Origin of the sequence: Tunturiibacter gelidiferens (assembly GCF_051013345.1) — a bacterium.
Taxonomy (GTDB): Bacteria; Acidobacteriota; Terriglobia; order Terriglobales; family Acidobacteriaceae; genus Edaphobacter; species Edaphobacter gelidiferens_A.
Genome location: NZ_CP132939.1, coordinates 1436084 through 1457350, shown reverse-complemented (window position 1 = coordinate 1457350; position 21267 = coordinate 1436084). Strand labels below are relative to the sequence as shown.

Sequence of the window (21267 nt, the reverse complement as noted above, 5' to 3'; positions counted from 1 at the left end):
TGCGTTTCTCCTCAAAGGTAACGATGAAGGTTGCTATCAAAAGATCGGAGCGCAAGCGACCGCGATCAGACCGCACACGAAGAACAGGAACATCCACTTCAGAATGGTCTTTGAACGAGCCGGCGCAGCGCTGAATTCGTGCCAGACGAATACGCCCCAGCAAGCAGAAATCATGGTGGCACCCTGCCCAATGGAATAGGAGACAGTGGGTCCTACGATGTGAGCCTGCGAAGCCACGAAATTGGCCATGGCTCCCGTGCACCAGATGGCCCCTCCCATGGCCCCCCAGAAATGCCAACTTCCTCTTGCCTTCCAATAGTCATGCATCGAGGCAGGCTCGCGGCCATCGAGAGGAAAGCGCATGAAGAAAAAGTTCACAGGGATCGCACAAACTGCCACCCCGAGAGCGAAGAACAGCAGGGCGGCGTAGGGTCCGGGTGCGGCTTCGACCGTCATTGCTTTTGAGACGAACGGATAGAACGTGCCCATCAAAAGTCCTGCGATCAGACTAATGATGATGCCGCGGCGGCTCATGGCCGCGTGTTCTGTTTCGCGCAACCTATAGGCCAGGGCATCGAACACGATGGCCGCTATCACGAGCGCAATACCACCGAAGAGCAGAAACGGATTTCCTTTCGGCGAGATGATGTAGGTACTGACAGCACCAACAATAAGCGCCAGGCCGATGCCCACAGGAAACGCTACCGCCAACCCCGCAATATCGATCGCAGCTACCAACAGCAGATTCGCGATGTTGAATATGGCGCCACCAGCCATGGCGAGCAGAATGGGATGTATGCCTGTGTGAGCGATGTCCGCAAAAAATGATCGACCGACATTCCCCACACTTCCGAGAGTCACGCCCCACAGAACCGCGCCAGCAATCAAGCCGATAACGTAGTCCCAGTAAAGCAGCTGAAATCTATATCCCGGGCAAAGCTTCATGGAGTTCGCCCATGACCCCCAGCACAACATGCTGACGATCATGAACAGGAGTGCCAGGCCATAGGTTTCTGGCTGATACATACAGTACTTCCTTTCCAATGCGACGCGCCTCAGTTGCGATTGCCTTTAAGGTCTTCGGAAGTGGCGGGCAACGCAGCACCTGCCACTCCCTGATAAACGTCAAGCCGACTCCAAATATTCTCCGCATGCAGCCGAAGATTAGAAGCTTACACGCAACGCGACTTGAACCTGTCTCGCATTTCCAGCAGCGGTAACCTTCCCAAAGACGGCCGACGTGTTTGTCGCAACTGGATTGTTGAAGGGCACATCATTGAAAAGGTTGAAGAAGTCACCGCGCAGTTGAATATTCGCGCCATCGCGCTTCAGGTAAGCAAAGTTCTTCACAAGGCTGATGTCGGTAACAAAGTAGGAAGGACCGACGAGGCTATTGCGTCCGCTGTTGCCGAAGGTTCCGGTTGGAGGCGCGACGTATGCCGCCGTACTGAAGTATCCCTTCCTGGCCCAGGAGTCGCGGCTCCCGCAACCAGCACAGGGACTACCGATCCGATTGAGACGAAGGTTCCCAATATCCCTGCCTGCCCCAAGCCACGGCGCCGCGGCGCCCGTAGTCACCGAGAAGGAGTACCAGTGCTGTAGTTCACAAGCCCTGAAATCTCCCATCCACCTATGAGGAATCGCGCGAAGCCAAGGTTTTTGAACTGTGGGAGATCCATACGCCATTGATGCGAAGTAGGTGTGTTTGATTGAAATCAGATCTGGCGTATTCGGGCTGCAGGAGATTGTAGGGATCTTGCTCTGTAGCACCGTCTGCATCAGCATAGGAACCAACGTCTAGTGACTTCGCGAAGGTATACGCCACTTGCATGGTGTAACCGGCGGAAAGCCGCTTCCGTGCGGTGAGTTGCAATGAGTTGTAATTCGAATAGGCAATATCAGATATTCGCGTGATCCCGGCAAAGTACTGGGGTTCGAAGCGACGACGCGCCTGTGCATTGGATGCGTTGCCTCCAGCGGAGAACGGAGCTGCGTTCGCCTGGTATCCGTACCACAAACGGTTTCCGAGGCCTCCGACATAGCCGGCCTGCACCAGTAAGTCTTTCGGAAATTCATGCTGCAGGTTGAAGTTGAATTGTTGCATGAACGCATTTTTGAGGTGCGGATCCCCATGTCTCAGGAGCTTGCATCCTCCCTTGAGAACTGGAAGAAGCAACCAGCTTTGCCAGTCCGCGGGATTGGGTGTTCGCTAGTCCCCTAGGTACATATGCCAAGGCCGTTACAGCTGACAAGAGGCTTGCCCAAGACGCTATCGCAGCGCTCTTTGTCGATCAACCTGAAGGCACATGAACGGCCTATAGTGTACAGAGTCGGTATTGGACCTTTGTGGCCCTTCACAGAGGTCCAATGGACCTTTTCCAGAATCTAACAGATTGAAAGTAAATGGTCGGCCCTGGTAGACGATTGTCGAACTTTCCGAGATCTAGCAGTAACTACCGGTTCCATTTCGGCGTCACCTTAGAGCTCGACCCCTACGTTCAGTGGGTTAGCAAGCTAGTTAATCGTGATTTGTAGCGCGTTCGATGTCGAAGCGCCGGGATTCGTCGCCACAACGGTTGCAGTTCCCGTGCTCGCGAGGTCGCTCGCCGGGATCGCCACTGCAACATGCGTCGCGTCAACGATCGTGGTCGTGCGATAACTTCCGTTCCACGTGACCGCCACTCCAGGAAGGAAGTTCGATCCTGTCAGGGTGACCATCGTGTTTCCGCTGCCGTGCGTAATCGTCGTGGCGGAACTGGATGTTAGGCTCGCCGCGGAGTTCGTCGTCTCCAGCTCCTGCGGAGCGACAAACGGCCCGCGCAGAAGCATCATCACCACGACAGGTGGATTAACGCCGAAGTTATCGTAAGACAGCAGCGCCAGTCCATCGTGGCCCCAGCAGCATGGTCCAGTTTGACTCAACGCTGGACGCCGAGGCGGGCATGCCGAGAACTGCTTCCGGCAGATAAGTCGTCAAATCGTAGCGCACGAGTCCGTAAGCCCATGTCCCCGCCGTGTTCTCCAGCATCAGAAACTCCTTCTGCAGGGACCGGTCCGGCACGTTCCCCACTCCAGGAGCAGTATCTCCCGATCCGTAGAAGTCAAACAATGGAAGCGTGGCAATCTGCGAGGGAGGTGTGGTGCTCGGATTGGCAATACCACCGGCTCCGCCATACACCAAGCCGTTTGCCAATTGGAACCCTCCACTAGATCCACCCATGCCATCGAGCGTGGTGCCATCAATCAGCGTAAGGCCATTTGCATTGATGCTGTAGCGATAGAATTCTGCTCCGATGTCTGGCTGTCGTAGGCGTACAGTTCCGTCGGGCTTGCGAAGACTGGATTGACGCCTTCATAAATTCCTGACACATTCGGGCGAAAACTTCCGGTGTTACCGTTCACATCAAAGATGCCGAAGTTGTCCCATCCGTTCGAGATGCCGATCGCCAGGGTTGTATCAGTACCGGGCATAGCTGCCAGCGAAAGCGCGGGGGTACTTTGCGAAGCATATGTGAGAGGAATGGTGGCAGCGACACTCCCTGTACGCAAATTGAACTGCGCCAGACTATCCGACCCGCTTAATCCGATGTAGAGATAGTTGCCGTCGCCTGTCTCGGCCATCACCGTAGGTTGACTGCCGACAGCAACCGGGGTTCCCACCGAGCCAGTAACTGGATTGACGGACACCACGGAGTTGCCCGTGAGGTTAGTTGCCGTGCTGGGAATAGTGGCATAGAGGAGTTGTGAATAAGGATCAAAGAGGAGGGCGCTCGCCGGAACGTTGACCACGCCGTAAATCGTCAGCGGTACAATCTGGGACACGCCACCGCCCGGCATGGGATTCGAAACGGTCACTGCCCCCCAGCCATAATTCGCGATCTCTGTTGCGGTCACGGTTGCGGTTAGCTTCGCTGCGCTAACGTAGGTCGTCGCAAGTGCGGTCGTGCCGAGATTGACAGTCGAAGCCGTATTGAAGCCAGTCCCGGTCACTGTAAGGGTAAAGTCCGCCGAACCCGCCTGAACTAGATTAGGAGCGATGGCGGAGATGGCGGGCATAGCGCCGTAAAGGCCTCCCGTTACGGTGGTGCTGGTGGTGGATTGATTGTTGGCGAAGTTGGGATCGTAGCTGGTCGAGGAAGCGTTGGCTGTTCCGGCAAGCGTACCCGTGTTCGTTGCAGTCGCGTTCACCGTCACAATCGCGCTTGCCCCATTGGCCAGGCTGCCGAGGTCACACGTAAATGCAGCACCGGTCCCGCATGATCCCTGACTCGCGGTGACGTTGTTGATGATGAGAGATGGATCAAGATTCATTGCCAGCGTTGTGCCGACCGCGGAATTCGGACCTGAATTGCTGACGGTTGCGACCCAGGCGATGGCTGTGCCGGTTGTGGCCGTGGCCGGCGCTATCAGCGAAACGGAAATGTCACCTGGCGAGGAGGAAATATCCTTCACCAGCGGTGACTGGAAGATGTAGATCTGGTTGGTGGAACTGAACGCACTCGGTATAGTGCTGAGCGCGATGCCATTCTGCCCCCAGCGAACGATCTTCCGGAAGCTTGTCGGGTAGCCCTGAGTGCCAACGCCGTTCACCGGAATACTGCCAGTGAGATTGAACGAGCTTTCATCAAAAGCGAGCACCTGGCCGCTATTGGAAAATGACGATACTCCGACAAACGCACTGCCCAGTGTCGAATCCGAGACAACCGGTCCGTTGGCTGGAGTGCTCGCAGTGCTGTAGAACGTTCCAAGAAGAGCGCCCGTGGAGGCGTTCACGACAGCACCTGTGGAGAGATAGAGTCGCCCATTGTCGTACTGGAGCCAACTCGCTGTGCTCGAAGAATTGTAGATTGTGGTCGCCGCGGTTATGCCGGTGGAGTTCACCGTCAGATCCTGAACGGTGGAACCTGCCACATAGAGATTCGAGGCGGACGAACCGAAGCTGAGCGGTCCCTCGCCAGCACTTGAAGAGCTGGTGGTGCGAGCGACGCCGGAGTCGAAGATGGTCACGCCAGTTCCAGAGGAGAAACTACCCTGAATCGCGACCGCGACCGAGTTGGGAGATCTGGGAACGGCAGCGAGGTATTGGGCGGGGTAGGGAGGGTTATAGATTCCCGGGCCGCCGCCCAAAGAAAACTGATTGACCACTTTGCCCTGCGCCAGATTGACCTGAGCAACGGCTCCCGCGCCATCCAAACCGACAAAAGAGCTGAGTGCCGTCGGTCGAGATCGCGAGCTTGTTCGGATTGGTGCCAACCCAGATCTGGCGCGTTACCGTGCCGGTCAGAGGATCGATGCCTACCACGCAATTTTCGAGGGCTCCTACGGCCTCAGTCGGCACGGACGCATACAGCAATCCGTCGGTGGGGTTGTAAGCGATGTCATTATTCGGGATCAAAATGTAGGTTGTGTAGACCTGAGGAGAGCTGCTTCCACCACCGGGCGCCGGAGTCGTTACGGTCACATTAACATTTCCAGGAATTGCCAGGCTTGAAGCTGGGAAGGTTGCGGTGATCTGCGTTGGGCTCACATACGTGGACGGGATTGTCACGCCATTCAGCGCGACATTCGTATTTGCGGTAAACCCCGTACCAGTCAGCGTAGCGGCTGCTGCTGAATTGATCGGGCCCGCGCTGGGAGAGATGGAAGTCAGGACAGGAATCGGCGGGTTTGTAATGTTCACTGTCACGCCATTGGAAAGCGGCGGGGTCGCGCTCGGCGTCGTGACTGTCACTGTTGCCGTTCCTAACGTGGTGAGGTAGGCGCCCGGCACAGTCGCGATCAACCCAGTGCCATTGTAGGGATAGCTCAGCGTGGCGATCAGATTCGTACCGTTCCACTGCACCACGGAGTTTGCGGTGAAGCCAGTTCCAAACACGCTTATGTCCCAATTCGGTGAGCCAGCAACGATCGAACTCGGGGAAACCGACGTGATGACCGGCGTGGCGGACTGAAGGATGCTGAGATTAGCTGAAGGCGAGGTTCCACCGCCGGGCGCGGGATTAGTCACCGTCACAGCAAGTGTACCTGCAGTAGCTTGATCGGCGACTGTGGCGATGAACGTCAGGGTCGTCGAGCTGACGTAGTTGGTGACACGGGCGCTCCCGTTCAACTGGACAACAGACGTGGGGAGAAACGTATTCCCTGTCACCGTAATCGTTGCCGGTACAGTTGCTCCGGCGGTCAGTGTAGACGGACTGAGGTGAATGGTTCCGACGGCAGGATTGTTGACCGGAAGGCTGATGGCTGGTGAGGTGCCTCCGCCCGGTGTGGGGTTCACCGCAGTCAGAGAGAGACTGCCGGCCGCTGCGACGTCAGCAGCATTCATGGTCACGCTGATCTGAGTTGAACTGGTGAACGTGGTTGTCCGTGCCACACCGTTCACATTCAGGACCGTTGCCGGTGTAAAGCCCGTTCCGATTGTCGTAATGACGGTGGATGCTGCTCCTGTCACTTCACTCGAAGGCGAGAATGACGTGATCGTCGGCGCAGGATTGTCAACCTCCAGGTTGATCGTCGTAGCAGAGCTGCTGCTGCTCAATGACCCATTTGACACGACCACCGATATCTCTGCGCCGCTCGTTAATTGATTAGCTGGCACGGTCACAGTCATCTGAGTGCTGTTGACGTAAGCGGCCGATACCGTTATGCCACCGACTTGGACAACACTTGTGTTCAGAAATCCGGAACCGCTAATGGTCAGGGTCAGGGCACTCGATTCGGGCTGATGGATGTTATGGCCGGCGTCGGAGTAGTGTTGCCACCACCGCCACTTCCTGAGCCGGAACCTGAGCCGGAACCGCCGCCTGCGCAGCCGCTAATGACTACCAGGATGCCGAGTGCCAAAACCAATGCAGAGAAACGAGCAAAAAAGGACATCAATCTACAGGACCCAGGGACTCTCACCGAAGGAGCCTACCTCTCAATAACCGCCGGATGGACTACAGTCACTCAAAATACACGATGAGTAACGTTTTAACTCCTTCTTTTTCTAGCCGGTGCTAAATCGGCGATCTCCCAAGCCTCGGCGAAAAGAACGCTTCCGGATTCGACCTCCCTCGGGTCTGATTCAAGATTCTTCCGGCTTTGGCCAGAGGCTGGGTGATAGCGGAGTGGTGGCTACTCGATGCGCTCTTGGCTATCCAAGGGGTAGTCGCGGATGATGACTTACGCCTTCTTTAGAGAATATTGTTGTCGCTCGTAATAGATGTCGGCAGTGGACACATCCGTGCGGCTGTTCTACGCAGAGAACGACAGTTTTGGTTTACGGTCAGAGTTTTGTGGGGAGGCAGATCGACCAAGAAACCAAACCAAAATAGAAGTTACATGCTTCATATTCGATACACGGGAAATATGTGTCGGATCCGTCGTTCGATGATCATAAGTCGGTATCTTTGATGCGATTGCTTGAAAAGCTTGCTTTCGGAAACTTCTTTGATCACAGATGTTTCGGCCTTCGTCGTGTCGAGTTCGAAAAGAACAAATGGGTTCGCTTGTAAGTGGCTGAAATAACGTAGCAAAAAGAATGGTCGGCCCTGCTAGACGATTTTCGAACTTTTACGCTTCCGAATCCCTTCCAACAGGCACATACATCTCCTTCCGCCTCTTATGTTACTGATGATCTCTCATCGACACTCTGACTTGCCTGGGCGTCTGCATGATGGCATATCACTTCCCTTCAAAGGAGGGTGGCTGATCGTCATCATGCGAGCCGAAACTCTTGTTCGGCGTTCCGAATAGAACGAAGTCAAGAACTCCGCCATGAGCTGCGAAGGACTCAGGTAACCAGGTCTTCGTCGTTGACTTGCCGTTGACCCTCAAACTGCTGACGTATGGTTTATCTGCAGCTGCCCCTGGAGCTCGGATCGTGATGTCCCCATCCGGCCGATGAATCACAATCCTGGAAAAGAGTGGACTGCCCAGAACCAGTTCGGCGCGCCCCGGAATCTCCGGATAAAAACCAAGTGACGCGAACACATCCCACGAGGACATTTCACCAAGGTCATCATTGCCGGGAATACCATTGGGCGCATTCAGCCAGATCGTATTGAGTACCTGCCGCACGAGCTGCTGCGTCTTCCATGGCTGACCAGCAAAGTCATAGAGCCAAGGCGTCTCGATAGACGGCTCATTGTTGAGTTCGGCATGAAGAGGCCCCGCGTTCGTGACGGCAGGAGCCCCTTTCGCGTCGTAGAAGAAAGCATCGAGGCGGGCGGCAGCTTTCTCCTTCCCTCCCATCGCTTCAAAAAGTCCATGCACATTGAAGGGAACCATCCAGACATACTGCGCCGCACTCCCTTCCACGAAACCATCCTCTGTGGAGGGAGTAAACGGATGAGGTGCTTTCTCGTTGTCGTCCTGCACCGTAGCCCAAGTACCGTTTGCATTTCGGTTTTCAAAGTAGCCGCCGTCGGGTGCAGCGTTAGGGTTCCAGATATTGCGCCAATACTGAGCGCGCTTGATAAAGCGGCGGCTTATGGCTTTGTCCCCAAGCCGGTCGGCGAGTGCCGATATCCCAAACTCCGCGCTTACATCCTCCAGGGTATCCGCAGCTGGCCCCCAGCTTGGAGCGCCCACCGGAATATAGTGCAGCTTAAGCCATTGATCGAGTGCCGGGCGCTCCGCTTCGCACAGGACCGGACACCCGGTCTTCGACAAATCAGCAGCAGTTGGCACATCCGCCGCGTGGACAAGTGATCGCAGCGAGGCCCGTGCATCAAAGCCATGACCGCCAAAGGCCCAGATGTCCGCAATGGCTGGCGCCGCTGGATCTCCATTCATTACATGCGTTGCCCCTGAGTTATGCGTCCAGCGATCCCAAGCGCCGCCATTCTGTTGCGACTGATTGAGCAGGCTCTGCGCGATGTCACTGCCAATGGAGGAATCAAGCCATGTGAGAAGCTGCAGCTGAGAGCGATAGACATCCCAGCCGGAGAAGTTTGCGTACTGAGCCTGTTGCGGACCGGCAACGCGATGAACTTTGCCGTCCATCCCGCGATATTCACCGTTGGTGTCACTATAGACGTTCGGCGTCATCGATGCGTGATAGAGCGCGGTGGTAAAGACAGTGCGCTGATCGTCCGTACCGCCTTCGATCTCAATCTGTCCCAGCTTCCGGTTCCATGCTGCTTCCGCCTTTTGGCGTAAAACATCAAAGGTCGTGCCCGAAGGATTTTCAACGGCAAGATTTTCGCGGGCGTTTGCCTCGCTGACGTAAGAGATGCCGACGCGGACCAGCACCTGTCGAGTATGGTCCGGATCGAAGCCTACCCAGACACCAGAGCCATGTTTTTTTCCGGAAATCCTTTTTGGCCAAAACCTGAGCCGCCTTCGGCTTTTATTGCTCCCGCTGTGATCTGCATGTCGTGCCAGGCACCGGTCTGGAGAAAGGGTTGGTCGAACTCTGCAACGAAATAGACCGTGTAGTAACTGCGCCTGTCAGCCTTATCGATATAACCGCAAAAGTTTCCGCTGGTCACCGAACCTGAGACCGTACGGTGTGCTGCATCCACGGTTGTATGTGCGTCGGTCGAGCCTACCTCTGAGTCCGAGGTACGAACCAGAATATTGGCTGGTTTGCCTTCGGGAAAGCTGAACGTGGCAGAGCCTGTATGGAGCGATGCCGTAAGGTCAACACCAATGCCGCTATCCAAAGCCACATGATAGTGACCGGGATGAGCTTGCTCTTTATTGTGTGTGAAGTGAGAGGCATAGGCATAGCGGAAGTCGGAAGAGGGTGATGCACCGATAGCCTCTGCGAGCGGCATAATGGGGATATCGCCCGAGCCGCCACCACAGCCCCAACCCTCTACGTTGGTTAAGCTGAAGCCGCGGATCTTGTCCGATCTGAATTCATAGCCGCCGGGCGCAGCAATGGAGGACTTCAGATTGAAAGGGCTTGTCTCTGGACTGAACTGCACCATGCCAAAGGGCAATACCGCGCCGGGGAAGACATTCCCTCCATTGGTTGTACCGATCAATGGATTCACCCAACTGGCTGGATCGCGTTGTCCCCCTGTTTCAGCATAAAAAGGAGAGACTGCGATCAAAGGACTCAACAGAGTTGCGGCAAGCTTCAGATATCTCATTTCATCCTCTGTAACGAAGTTGCTTGTTCGCTCATTGAGTATGGCTTTTCGAGTTGTTGGATTGACCAGGTCGCATCAACCTTAGGACTCATCACGAAGCGGAGTTCGCCACCGCGCATCAGTTCTTCGTGGCGGACAAAGCTGCGCGTCAATGGCTTGCCATTCAAAGTGACGGACTTTAGATAGGAGTTCGTGTCGCTCAAATTCTCAGCGATGATCACTAAGGTCTTTCCGTTCGGCAAATGCAATGTTGCGCGATCGACAAAAGGGCGTCCGATGACGTACTCGTTCGAACCTGGTGCGACCGGATAGAAACCAAGAGAAGTGAAGACAAACCATGCTGACATCTGTCCAAGATCATCGTTGCCTACCAAGCCATCGGGCGCGGGCCGGTACTGCGAGTCCATGATCTGTTTGAGGCGCTCCTGCGTGCGTAACGGCGCTCCTGCGTAGTTATATAGGTATGCAAGGTGGTGACTTGGCTCGTTCCCATGAATGTATTGGCCAATCATGCCGCTAATGTCTTCCACGTCTGCATATTGTCGAAGATCGACCTTCGCATCGAACATCGCGTCCAGCTTCCCAATAAGTTGATTGTCGCCCCCAAGCAGATTGATCAGCCCTTGGACATCCTGTGGCTGATACCAGGAATACTGCCACGCGTTGCCTTCGGTGAAGCCGCTCTCCGCGCCAGCCCGTGCAGGGTCGAACGGCGTACGAAATCTGCCGTCGGCAAGGCGTGGCTCAACGAAACCGTCCGTGACGTTAAAGTTGTTGCGCCAGTAGGAAGCCCTTTTTTCGAAGGTGTCACCTACGTCTGGTCGACGCATCGCGCGTGCCATGCGAGAGATAGTCCAATCGTCAAATGCATATTCGACGGTCTTTGAGGCGGCTTCTCCGTCATTGTCTACCGGGACGTATCCACGTCGCATGTACTCATCCAGGTCTCCGTAGGGAGCATAGGTTGCACTGGCAACCATGGCGTTGAGCGCATCGCTGGCGTCGAAGCCACGTATGCCTTTTACGAATGCGTCGACGATCTCCGGGACAGCGTGATAGCCGATCATGCACCAGGTCTCGATTCCCTGGAACTGCCAGACAGGCAAGATGCCGAACGGGCTTTCGTGCTGTGATGCCAGCAGCGAGTTGATCAGGTCACTGGTCCGCTGCTCAGGCTCAATCAACGTCATCAGCGGCTGCTCCGCGCGATACGTGTCCCACAAGGACAAACTGGAGACGAAGTGGAATCCTTTCGCGTAGTGGATCTGATTGTCAGGACCACGATAGCCGCCGTCCACATCCATGCTGAGAGATGGTGCAAGTAAAGCGTGATAAAGAGCGCTGTAAAGATTTTTCTCCATTGCGGGCGCTGCCTGGAAGTCGATGGCACGCAGCTCATGATTCCATGAGGCCGTTGCCGCAGCGTGTACAGCGTCAAAGTCAAAGCTGGGCATCTCTGCATTCATATTTGCAATGGCAGAGTCTTCACTGACAGGGGATATAGCGACCTTTACGATCAGAGGTTGCGTGAGCGGCGCAAAATCGAACACACCAATGAGCCCGCGGCCCTCTATTGATTGCAGGCCGTTGGGAGTGGTCCCCGGAGACTTGAATCCCCGATACTCCACTGGCAGAGGTTCACGATCGTAAAGGTTATGTTGCGTGATCGGTTGAGAGAAGCGGATAGCGAAATAGAGCTGTCGGCCGGGTGCCCAGCCACGTGTCTCGCGCATTCCGGTGACTGTGCCATCAGCACGAACGCGCATACGTGACCAGAGCACTTTGCCGGGATAGTTATAGATAGATGAACGAAGATCGAGCAGAACGTGTGCCGGGCTTCCCGACGGATAGGTGTAACGGTGCACACCCACGCGCTGGGTGGCAGTCAGTTCTGCGCGGATGTTGTAGTCGAGAAGACTGACCGCATAGTAGCCGGGTTCTGCCTTCTCACTGTCATGACTGAATCGCGAGCGATAGCCTGACCTGTTTTTTCTATATCACCTGGCTCGAGAAGCACGCCTCCCGAGATCGGCTGCAAGAGCACATCGCCGAGGTCGGAGTGTCCGGCACCGGAGAAGTGGGTATGCGAGAAGCCTAGGATGGTTGTGTCTTCATAACGATATCCTGCAGCCCATTTGTAGCTCTGTTTGAAGCTGCGTATCTGCGTATCTGGAGAGAGCTGCACCATGCCGAAGGGAACTGTGGCCCCGGGAAATGTATGCCCGTCTGGGCCGGTACCGATGAAGGGGTCGACCAACGCGGCCGGAGATTGGGTCTGCGCCGGAAGGGTTTCGCCACGTAGAAAAAATACGCAAAAGATAAGAAGCAATCTTTGTGGAAGGAGCTGCGAAGCATAGCGACGATCGTCTTTCAGCAAAATACACCTTTCGGCTTACAGCAGCCTTTCAGACTATTGAGGCCTATTCTTTGGGCAAGGTCGATGCCCACTTCACCAATGCCTCGAGCGCCGGGTTAAACTTTCGCCTCCGACGACATAGCAAAGACAAGCGTTCCACCTTTTGCAATCACGCTGTGCTCGATACTCGTGTTGGCGAAGGCCTCTCCATTCAATCGGACCCCACGCACAAAGGGCGTAGCGGCATTGTTGCCGGCGGAGTGAATCACGAAGGTCTTGCCACCTGGCAAGTGCAACGTTACCCGATCAAACAGCGGGCTGCCGAGGGTATACTCCGGCCTTCCCGGGCACAATGGGTAAAAGCCTAGGGAGCTGAATAAAAACCAGGCTGACATGGAGCCAGTATCTTCATCGCCTGCGAAGGTGTCTTTGGTGTAAAGCTCCTGCATCACCTTTCGTACCCAGTACTGCGTACGATCCGGACGTCCCGCTGCGGCGAAGACATAAAGCACGTGATGACTTGGCTGATTGCTGTGCGCGTACTGCCCGAATTTCACAGCAGCCATCTCCGACATCTCGTGAATCTCCTGACCGTAAGCACCGACATGGAAGGTCGGCGGCAACGCAAGCGCCTCGTCCAGCGCGGCCACGGCCTTGTCGCGTCCACCCATGACCCCGAACAGCCCCGGCAAGTCATGCGGAACATCCCAGCGATGCTGCCACGCCGAGCCTTCCACATAGGGGCTTCCCCATGCAAAAGGATCGAACGGCTCAACCCAGGAGCCATCTTCATTCTTGCCCCGCAAAAATCCGGTCTTGCTATCAAACAGGTGGCGCCAGTTCTGCGAGCGCTTCGTGAATGCAACGTGGTCTTCCTGCTTGCCCAACATCTTCGCAACCTGTGCGATGCAAAAATCTCCATACGCCGCATCGGCTGTCTCGACGGCGGACTGATCGATGCGATTTGCGGGTACGTAGTTGAGCTTCAAGTAGTACTCAATGCCTACACGACCATATCCTTTATCAGGGTCACCCGGCATAGTCGCATGCTTCTTCAATCCCTCATATGCCGTTGCCAGATCGAAGCCGTTTAGACCTTTGACTGCGGCGTCTCCGAAGACCGCGTCGATCAAACTTCCCGTCATACAGGCGCGATAGCCGGGGCACGGAAATTGCGGCAGCCATCCACCTTCTTTGTAAATATTGACCCACGCCTGAAGGATCTCGCCTAGCCGTTCTGGAAACAGGATGGACATCAGCGGATACCAGGCACGGTACACATCCCAATAACCATGATCCGCGTACATCACCCCCGAAACGACCTTACCTGTGTATGGGCTGAAGTGATGCGGGTTGCCCTGCGCATCCGGCTCATGCCACATACGCGGAAAGAGCAGCGCGCGATACAGGCAGGAGTAGAAGGTCTTCTTCTGGTCTTCTGTGCCGCCCGCGATCTCGATGCGAGACAGATGATCATTCCAGGTCTTCGCTCCCGCATCGCGCAACGCCTCAATCGATCTCTTCCCTAACTCTACGTCAAGATTGTTATTGGCCTGCTCGAAGGAGATAAACGAAGTGCCAATCCGCGCTTCGACTGACTGGTTGGACGCTGCGAATCGCACCACGCCCACCCGATGTCCATGGAGCTGTTTGACCTCAAAGCTCTCCCATCTTTCAGCAAAGCGAATTACATAATAGGCAGCAAAGTTTTCCGGAACACCGCCAGAATTCGCGGTTGATTGGAAGGAAATGGTCTGATTTTCAGCCTCTGGATTCACGACACCGGTCTCGCCTGGAACGTCGAAGAGAAATCCTGGTACAGCATTCTCTACGAATTGTGCATGAATCACAGCACATCGTTCTGTCGGCACAAGCTCCACCTGTGTCTGGTAACGCAATAGGTTGATCTGTATCGAATGAGGAGATAATCGCGCTTCCTCTGGACGATACGAGGATGCTCGCGAGGTCGGCTCCGGGCTAATGTCGCCACTGAACGGTAGAAAGCTGGCGTATCCATAATCGGAGAGCCAAGGACTCAATTGATGCGTGCAGCGAAATCCTTGGAGACGACGCTCGCCAGGCTGAAACATCCATGGCGAGTTCGCACGCGATTGAATCGTCCAGTGCCCCATGCCGAAGGGCAGCGCAGCGATCGGCAGCGTATTTCCACGTGAGAAGACCGGCGTAGAATCCGTTCCCTGCAACAGATTCACCATCTCGACTGGAGTCTGGGATACAGATGCGGCGCCAGGTGCTTCACCTCCGACAACGGTTGCCGCGGTCGCCGCAGACGAGCTGCCAAGAGTTGAGCCGATCGCCGCCAGTCCCGTTGATTTAAGAAAAGTGCGTCTACTCCCCGCCATCGTGCCGATCTTCGACCCTGAACTCATAATTTTTTCCCATGGCCCTTACAACATCTGATAACTAGCGATCCCGCGATGGACTAAGCCGTATGCGATCCAAGCCGCAGCGAGGAATATAAAAGGTGGAAAGGTTGTCTGCGGATTCTATAAAGAATCCGCAGACAACCGGTTTGAACATTGTCAGAAGCTGACTCTGAAGTACGCCTGACCCTGCCGAGGATTGTTGGCCTGACACGGAGCTACAACATATCCAAAGTTTCCGTTGTTCGCTGCGCGGGAGTCGCTCACGTTTTCATCAGAAGGCCCGCAGAGCTGCATGCGATTCAGGACGTTGAAGTACTCCATCCGCAGTTCACCTGTTACCTTCTCCCCGAAAAGAAACTTCTTGGCGAGTGCAAGGTTCTCGTTTGAGGCGAATGGATTACGAAGGTCGCTCTGATTTCGAGCAGCGTCACCTACAGCAAAGCGACCTGGATCGGAGAAGGCAGCCGTATTGAAGACGGGCTTGTTGAGATAGTAGTTCTTGTAGTTCAAATGCACTGGAACACCTGGAACCACATTGGCTCTGTTGCCTCCTGTCTGGAGGGGAGCCTGAGGCGGTAATGCCGAACGGCGTTCCCGATTCATATTGAAAGACACCGCTGAGCTGCCAGCCGCCGATGATCTGCCGGCTGACAAAGCCATGGCCTCCCAAGAACGCTTTGCCCTTCCCAAACGGAAGCTCATAGACACCGCTTATACTAAGTAGGTGCGTCTGGTCCGCCGTCGAAACCGCCCACTCTGCGTTTTGGTTGAACTTGTTCAGCGTGGTTGGTGTGTTCACGCTGAAGCCTTCATCGGCGTTCGACATCGTACGGGAGAGTGTATACGAGGTAAGAAAACTTAGTCCGTTCGTAAACCGCTTCTGAAATTGCACCTGAAGAGCGTTGTAGATCGAAACGCCATTCGTATCGAAGTTGTTCAGCGTATTGCCATTTGAAGTTGGCAGAAACTGCGGAAACTCCACCAGTGCCTGCGAAAGAGTCTGCGTGGGGAAGTCATTGATGAAGTTGGCATACGGGGTATACAGACCTCCCGCCGTGCCGAATCCCAGCGACCGCAACGCGGCCTGTGCGGCAGGGTCGGTCCAGCTCAGCCCCAGTGTCTGCCCCAGGGAGAGAAACTGAGGATTCAATTGATTCGTTGGATTCAGCGCCGAAGGCAGATGAACCCCGTGATTGCCAACATAAGATGCCGACAGGAAGAGGTTCCACGGAAGCTCGCGTTGTATGCCCAGGTTGTACATCTGCGAGTAGGGCTGCGCGATACCGTTCTGCTGAAACACATGCAAGATGCCCGATCCGTTGCCGATGGTTCGCGTTAATGCCGAATTCGTAGGCACTGGCAACTGCGTGGCATCCCAGCTTCCATAACTTGCGACATTAGTACCACTGGAGTTCACCTGGTTGGTACCCGCCAGAATGCTTCCGTAGTTCAGCGCCACCTTATTGGTACCGAACTCGTACGCTCCGCCATCCAGGAAGATGACCGCAAAGCCGCCAAGTACAACGGTCTTTGGGTTCACCTGATATGCGAAGCCTACTCTGGGCCCAACATTCTTAAAGCTCATCGTTGCTCGGTTGAAGCCGGCACACAGTGGACAGTTTGTTCCAAGAGAAGTTGCGGCGCCCAATAGCTGCGTACCGTTCGGTGAGACAGCGCCAGCATTTGGCAGGTTTGGATTGAGGAATACGATGTTGTTATTATTCAACGCCGTGAAGGGCTGAAGAATATCCCAGCGAAGTCCTGCACTCAAGGTAAGGCGTGGAGTGATCTTGATATTGTCCATCACGTAGGGCGAGATTGAGAAGTTACGAAGCTTGGTTTCAAGAGCCTGTTGACGGAAGCTGGAGTCAGCCTGTCCTAAGAGGAAACTGGCAAATGCATTGCCAGTATTGTTCTCGTTCTGAGCGGCTCCCTGGTCCACATTCCCGTTGCTCGTCGTAAGGCTCGAGAAGCCAAAAGCTCCCCCGCAGGAGACACACTCATGATCGTCCTGAAAAGCACGCCTTGCCTCGAAGCCAAAGGTAATCGTCTGTCGTCCTCGCGTGTAGATGTAGTTGTTTGCAATGGCGACGCCAAGCTTGCGGTTTATCGATTCCGTCTCTCCGGCGTTGTTTACTCCCCAGTTTGTCGGTTCATTCGGAGCCAAACCATTGAAGGAGATCGTAGGCAGCACGTTTGAGTTTGCCACGCTACCGAAGTTTACATTCTGATGCTGATTGATCTCGTCGTTCAACTCTCCCAACCATCCCACTCCTGCCGTAACCACCAGGTTCGGCGTCACGGTGTTAAGGTAGGTAAGGAAGAATCCAGAGCCAAGGCGAGGTTCGCTCTTCAGCCCGGAGAGTTCATTGTTGAAGTACGCCTTATTATCAATTTGTGGCGTGTTGTAGATATCTCGCCACTGGCTATAGTGAATCGATTGCTTATCGTTGATGTTGTGATCTACAGTGAACCCCCACGAGGTCTGTCTCGTCTGAAGAACTCCAATCTGGGAGTTGATGTTATTGGTAAGCTGGCCAGGAATGGTGGGGTCTGGAATCTGTGACAGAAGACTGGAGGCTAGCGGGCTGAAGCAGCTCTGCGGAATGGTGTCGTTTGGGAACTCCTGCCCAGGCTTCAGTCCGTTGCAGCTGACGCCCTGTGGCACATAGATCGGACCATATTCGCTGAAGTTGCCCTGCTTGGCTAGCGCAGTCGGAACGTTCATCGTGACTGACGGCTGCTGGTTGAAGGTGTACCACTCCGAGGTCGCGTGCCAGAACGTGCGGTTACGTCCGTCGTAGAGTTTGCCCAGATACATCGGACCACCCACAGAAAACCCGTAGTTGTTCTGCTTGTCTACCGGAACGTGCGGATTGATCTGGACGAGGCCGCGGGCGTCGAAGAAGTTGTTGCGATTGATCTCAAAGACGTCACCATGAAGCTGGTTAGTCCCCGAGACGAACTGGTAGGTTGCAGCCCCTGGCCCAAACCATACTGCGTCGAAAACACCGCGGTCGCCACATTGAACTCACTGACCATCTCAAACGGCGGATTGATGTTTGACTGAAATCCTTCCGTCTCCGACTGAACCGCCGGTATCCCCTGGAACAAAACCTCGTTCGAGAAGTCCTCGCCGCCGCTGATCCGATGGCTGAACTCCCCGCCCTGCACGCCGGGCGCCAGGAATAGAAAGTCATCGATCTGACGACCGCGGGCACCCACACCGCCGTTCACCCCTCCCACCTGATCTGGCAACTCTTCGACAACCTTGTGCTCGATCGTTGCGCCGACCTGCGGCTCGGTCGTCTCTAGGGTGATCGCATTGCTTGTCACCTGCACGGTGGTGTTGACTTCGCCCGGAAGCAGGGAAGCATTCACACTCGACTGTGCGGCGACCGACACTATGACATCCTTATGGACCGATGTCTCAAATCCGGGTGCCGTGATGCTGACGTTATATGGTCCTGGAATCAGTCCGGTGATCGCATAGCTACCCACCGAACTGGTGACAGCATGGCTGACGACTCCTGTCGCTATATTCCTCGCGGTCACTTGTGCGCCGGAAACAGTTGCGCCGGCATTATCAGTTACGGTCCCCTCGATGCCGCTCATTGACTGAGCCCACCCGCTGCCAACCATGCAGCAAGCCTGAATCAGCACTAGCAACGTCATCATTACCCAATTAAGTGTTTTTAGTGTCTTTACCTTTGAAGCCTGCATCAATGGCTCTCCTGAATCGTGTCATGCGCTCCGATTCAGGCAACAGTACATAAGAAGAGCAGGAGTGTAATTTATAGTTATGAAATTTTTATGAAATGAGGTTTACCCAAGGATACGGATTCGATTCATTGGACTTATCAGGTTAAAAGTCTTTTCGGCCGCAACAAAAATTCAGCAACACCCGCAGTCTTCGTTGAACTGTCCTGTGATGGACATTTTTCGCCATCGGTCATAGTATCGAAACAGTTCATCAGCTTGGGGTTATGAAGCGTGTCCAGCGGGGCTTGCTTGGCCGGTTACAAATTTGATAATTGCAGACTCGATCTGGATCGTGGATCCTTGGTCTGCAATGAAGAAGATCATCAACTTCGTTACCAGACCTTCCAGGTTCTGCTCTACTTTCTGCAGCATCCAGGCGTCCTCATTACTAAAGATGAATTGACCGAAGCGATTTGGAAAGACGCCTACGTCTCAGACAATGCCTTGGTCCAGTGCATCGCCGAAATTCGCCGAGCTTTGGAGGATGACCCTAAAAACCCCCGCTTTATTAAGACGATTCCCAAGATCGGTTATCGCTTTCTTCCCGCTGTCATTCCGTGCGAGAAATTCTCCACCCCTCCCTTGCGCTCGAAGAGATCGTGGAACCTTCCGAAGACGCAGAACAGAATACCGTTCCTGCAATAACTCTGGCGGATAGGCTTGGGGATCAGGCTCCTACCTCGCCCTCGGCTTCAAACAGCTCTTATATAGACGGTTCAACTCCCATTCCGTTTCGAAATACCCGATGGATTGCCTCCCTCTGCGTGTTCCTTCTGGTGGCTGCCGAAGTGGGAATTCAATGGAATAGCTTAGGGGCAAGACACGCCATCGCCACATTCGCCACACAGGACCGTGACAAGAGACCCATAGTTGCGGTTGCGTCCTTCAAAAACAGCACTCACCAGCCAAACCTCGACCGCCTCGGCGACGAGCTGGCCAACATGCTAGCCTCCGATCTGGCAAGCTCCGGGCACTTGAACGTCCTCAACAACCAGCAGGTAACTCATCTGCTCGCGAACGCCGACCTCTCTCAAACTCCCGACTCCTCTACCGTCGCCCAGATTGGCCGCGCTACTCACGCCTCAGACGTCGTCCTCGGCACTCTGGCTTTGGAGAACTGGAAGCTGCACCTTAAGACAGAGATACGAGACGGTGCAGACGGGCATCTGATCTCAATCGATGATCTGGATTTGCCGGACACTGGCGAGCGAGCCACACAGGCGAATACGCTGTCGGAGCGGATCCTGTATCACCTCGGCGTCAAGAAACAACTACAACCGACTCTCAGCGAGCTTGGGACTAGTAACGCTGAAGCCTACCGGTACTATTCTTTGGGTGTCGAGAAAGCGCACAGCTTCCAGAATGCAGAGGCGATCAACCTGCTCAAAAAAGCTGTCGCCCTCGATCCAAAATTTGCTATGGCCTATGCCCGCATCGGTTACACCTACGCGGTCGCTGACTTCGTTCCACAGAAAGGCCTGCCCTACCTCAGAAGAGCAAACCAGTTGTCGACCAGTCTTCCTGAAAAAGAAAGACTCTATATAGAAGCCTGGTGCGCAGTTGCCGAGGCCAACTACGTGCGAGCGACGCAACTGTTCAATCACATCGTTGAGTCTTTTCCTGAGGAGGCCGAGGCCTACTATCAACTCGGCCGTCTGCTCGAAGGTCAGGAGAAGAGTGCTGAGGCTGTCGTTGTTCTGAAGCGGGGTCTGGAGTACCACTCGGAGGATAACAGACTCTACAACGCCCTTGGAATGTCGTTGATGGACCTGAACCAATACGGCGCGGCCCTTGAGGCCGAACAGCATTATGTGGCTCTCTCTCCGCAGGACCCCAATGCGCACGACAGTTTGGGTATGTCTTATCAGCGTGCTGGTAACTACGACGCGGCCGTATCCGAGTATGACATCGCGCTTTCGCTGAACCCGGAGTTTGAACCCTCCATCGTTCACCTGGGAGACGTCGCCTTCGAGCAGGGCCGCTATCATGAGGCTGTGCGTGCGTATGAAAGGTACGTCCAGATCGCTCACTCCAGCGATGCAAGGGCCATCGGATACGGCGATATCGCGACCGTCTATCGTGCTCTGGGCGAGCGATCTGCAGCAGAAAAAGCCACAGAAAATGAGATGAAAAACAGCCCAGATGCAGTATGGAATGCGCTTTCACTTGCTTCTGACGAAAAAGACGCTCCGAAGACGGCTCGTTTCGAGGAGATACTACTCCAGCATCTGCAAAATCATGAACGAGGATTACCGCCCGATCTTCGCACACAACTCTACTATCGCGCGTACCTTGATCTGAAGCGAGGAGACTTGCAGCTTGCGATCGCCGAGTTCAAGACCGCTCTGCAGCATCTACCTCCCAGTTCGGCGATCGACTTACATGAAGACTGCCTGGCCAACGCCTACCTGCAATCCGGAATGTTCAACGAGGCAGCCGCCGAATATCGGCGCATCCTGCAAATCAATGCCAACTACCCGCTCGCGCAATACAATCTTGGAGAAACCTACAGCCGGATGGGCGATCAAGCGAAGGCCAGACTGGCCTTCGCTCAGTTCCTGCATTCCTGGAAGTCCGCAGACCAGGACCTTCCCGAGGTTGTCCGAGCAAAGTCCACTTTAGCGACATTTTCTGCCTCAGTTTTCGCCAATCCAACATCGACGGCAACCCGCTGACA

At 54.9% G+C, this 21267-nt stretch carries 15 protein-coding genes and 2 pseudogenes; 2 read left to right on the top strand and 15 right to left on the bottom strand.

The window, feature by feature from the left end; all coding sequences use genetic code 11:
• Window positions 1-36: 36 nt before the first annotated feature.
• The 15 genes and pseudogenes from RBB80_RS07115 to RBB80_RS07045 all read right to left on the bottom strand — a co-directional run bounded on the left by RBB80_RS07115 (window position 37) and on the right by RBB80_RS07045 (window position 18551).
• A complete protein-coding gene (locus RBB80_RS07115; RefSeq protein ID WP_433967518.1) occupies window positions 37-1026 on the bottom strand; it encodes an AcrB/AcrD/AcrF family protein in 990 nt (329 codons plus the stop codon).
• Window positions 1027-1164: 138 nt separating this feature from the next.
• Window positions 1165-1626: a hypothetical protein gene (locus RBB80_RS07110; protein ID WP_433967517.1), complete on the bottom strand. Its 462-nt coding sequence runs from the start codon at window positions 1624-1626 to the stop codon at window positions 1165-1167.
• A 4-nt stretch (window positions 1627-1630) separates the two neighbouring features.
• Window positions 1631-2104 (bottom strand): hypothetical protein, encoded by a 474-nt coding sequence (locus RBB80_RS07105; RefSeq protein ID WP_433967516.1) that lies wholly within the window; start codon window positions 2102-2104, stop codon window positions 1631-1633.
• A 410-nt stretch (window positions 2105-2514) separates the two neighbouring features.
• Window positions 2515-2832 carry an IPT/TIG domain-containing protein gene (locus RBB80_RS07100; protein WP_433967515.1) on the bottom strand — a complete coding sequence of 106 codons (318 nt, stop codon included), beginning with the start codon at window positions 2830-2832 and terminating at the stop codon, window positions 2515-2517.
• A 28-nt stretch (window positions 2833-2860) separates the two neighbouring features.
• Window positions 2861-3193 carry a hypothetical protein gene (locus RBB80_RS07095; RefSeq protein WP_433967514.1) on the bottom strand — a complete coding sequence of 111 codons (333 nt, stop codon included), beginning with the start codon at window positions 3191-3193 and terminating at the stop codon, window positions 2861-2863.
• A gap of 50 nt (window positions 3194-3243) precedes the next feature.
• Window positions 3244-5145 (bottom strand): hypothetical protein, encoded by a 1902-nt coding sequence (locus RBB80_RS07090; RefSeq protein WP_433967513.1) that lies wholly within the window; start codon window positions 5143-5145, stop codon window positions 3244-3246.
• On the bottom strand, window positions 5102-6559 hold the full coding sequence (locus RBB80_RS07085) for an IPT/TIG domain-containing protein (protein ID WP_433967512.1): 1458 nt from the start codon (window positions 6557-6559) through the stop codon (window positions 5102-5104). Before RBB80_RS07085 ends, RBB80_RS07090 begins: the two co-directional genes overlap by 44 nt.
• 21 nt (window positions 6560-6580) lie before the next feature.
• Window positions 6581-6646: pseudogene (locus tag RBB80_RS07080) on the bottom strand (hypothetical protein); the annotation flags it as partial.
• 1019 nt (window positions 6647-7665) lie between these two features.
• On the bottom strand, window positions 7666-9237 hold the full coding sequence (locus RBB80_RS07075; RefSeq protein ID WP_433967511.1) for a GH92 family glycosyl hydrolase: 1572 nt from the start codon (window positions 9235-9237) through the stop codon (window positions 7666-7668).
• A 26-nt stretch (window positions 9238-9263) separates the two neighbouring features.
• Window positions 9264-10046, bottom strand: a complete 783-nt coding sequence (locus RBB80_RS07070) for a hypothetical protein (RefSeq protein ID WP_433967510.1) — start codon at window positions 10044-10046, stop codon at window positions 9264-9266.
• Window positions 10047-10081: 35 nt separating this feature from the next.
• A pseudogene (locus tag RBB80_RS07065) lies at window positions 10082-12342 on the bottom strand (GH92 family glycosyl hydrolase).
• Window positions 12343-12557: 215 nt separating this feature from the next.
• Window positions 12558-14831 (bottom strand): GH92 family glycosyl hydrolase, encoded by a 2274-nt coding sequence (locus RBB80_RS07060; protein ID WP_433967509.1) that lies wholly within the window; start codon window positions 14829-14831, stop codon window positions 12558-12560.
• A gap of 153 nt (window positions 14832-14984) precedes the next feature.
• Window positions 14985-15344, bottom strand: a complete 360-nt coding sequence (locus RBB80_RS07055; RefSeq protein WP_433967508.1) for a hypothetical protein — start codon at window positions 15342-15344, stop codon at window positions 14985-14987.
• A complete protein-coding gene (locus RBB80_RS07050) occupies window positions 15256-17649 on the bottom strand; it encodes a hypothetical protein (RefSeq protein ID WP_433967507.1) in 2394 nt (797 codons plus the stop codon). The genes RBB80_RS07055 and RBB80_RS07050 overlap by 89 nt, the downstream gene beginning before the upstream one ends.
• A 38-nt stretch (window positions 17650-17687) precedes the next feature.
• Window positions 17688-18551 (bottom strand): carboxypeptidase-like regulatory domain-containing protein, encoded by an 864-nt coding sequence (locus tag RBB80_RS07045; protein ID WP_433967506.1) that lies wholly within the window; start codon window positions 18549-18551, stop codon window positions 17688-17690.
• 339 nt (window positions 18552-18890) lie between these two features.
• Between RBB80_RS07045 and RBB80_RS07040 the strand changes: the two genes are divergently transcribed.
• Window positions 18891-19235, top strand: a complete 345-nt coding sequence (locus RBB80_RS07040; protein WP_433967505.1) for a winged helix-turn-helix domain-containing protein — start codon at window positions 18891-18893, stop codon at window positions 19233-19235.
• Window positions 19190-21265 (top strand): tetratricopeptide repeat protein, encoded by a 2076-nt coding sequence (locus RBB80_RS07035; RefSeq protein ID WP_433967504.1) that lies wholly within the window; start codon window positions 19190-19192, stop codon window positions 21263-21265. Before RBB80_RS07040 ends, RBB80_RS07035 begins: the two co-directional genes overlap by 46 nt.
• The last annotated feature ends 2 nt before the right edge of the window (window positions 21266-21267 follow it).

Excerpts from the sequence above, each read along its gene's own strand:
- RBB80_RS07105 (WP_433967516.1), bottom strand. The coding sequence starts at position 2,104 with ATGCAACAATTCAACTTCAACCTGCAGCATGAATTTCCGAAAGACTTA.
- RBB80_RS07045 (WP_433967506.1), bottom strand. The coding sequence starts at position 18,551 with ATGCAGGCTTCAAAGGTAAAGACACTAAAAACACTTAATTGGGTAATG.
- RBB80_RS07115 (WP_433967518.1), bottom strand. The coding sequence starts at position 1,026 with ATGTATCAGCCAGAAACCTATGGCCTGGCACTCCTGTTCATGATCGTC.
- RBB80_RS07060 (WP_433967509.1), bottom strand. The coding sequence starts at position 14,831 with ATGAGTTCAGGGTCGAAGATCGGCACGATGGCGGGGAGTAGACGCACT.
- RBB80_RS07100 (WP_433967515.1), bottom strand. The coding sequence starts at position 2,832 with ATGATGCTTCTGCGCGGGCCGTTTGTCGCTCCGCAGGAGCTGGAGACG.
- RBB80_RS07050 (WP_433967507.1), bottom strand. The coding sequence starts at position 17,649 with ATGTATCTGGGCAAACTCTACGACGGACGTAACCGCACGTTCTGGCAC.
- RBB80_RS07110 (WP_433967517.1), bottom strand. The coding sequence starts at position 1,626 with ATGGGAGATTTCAGGGCTTGTGAACTACAGCACTGGTACTCCTTCTCG.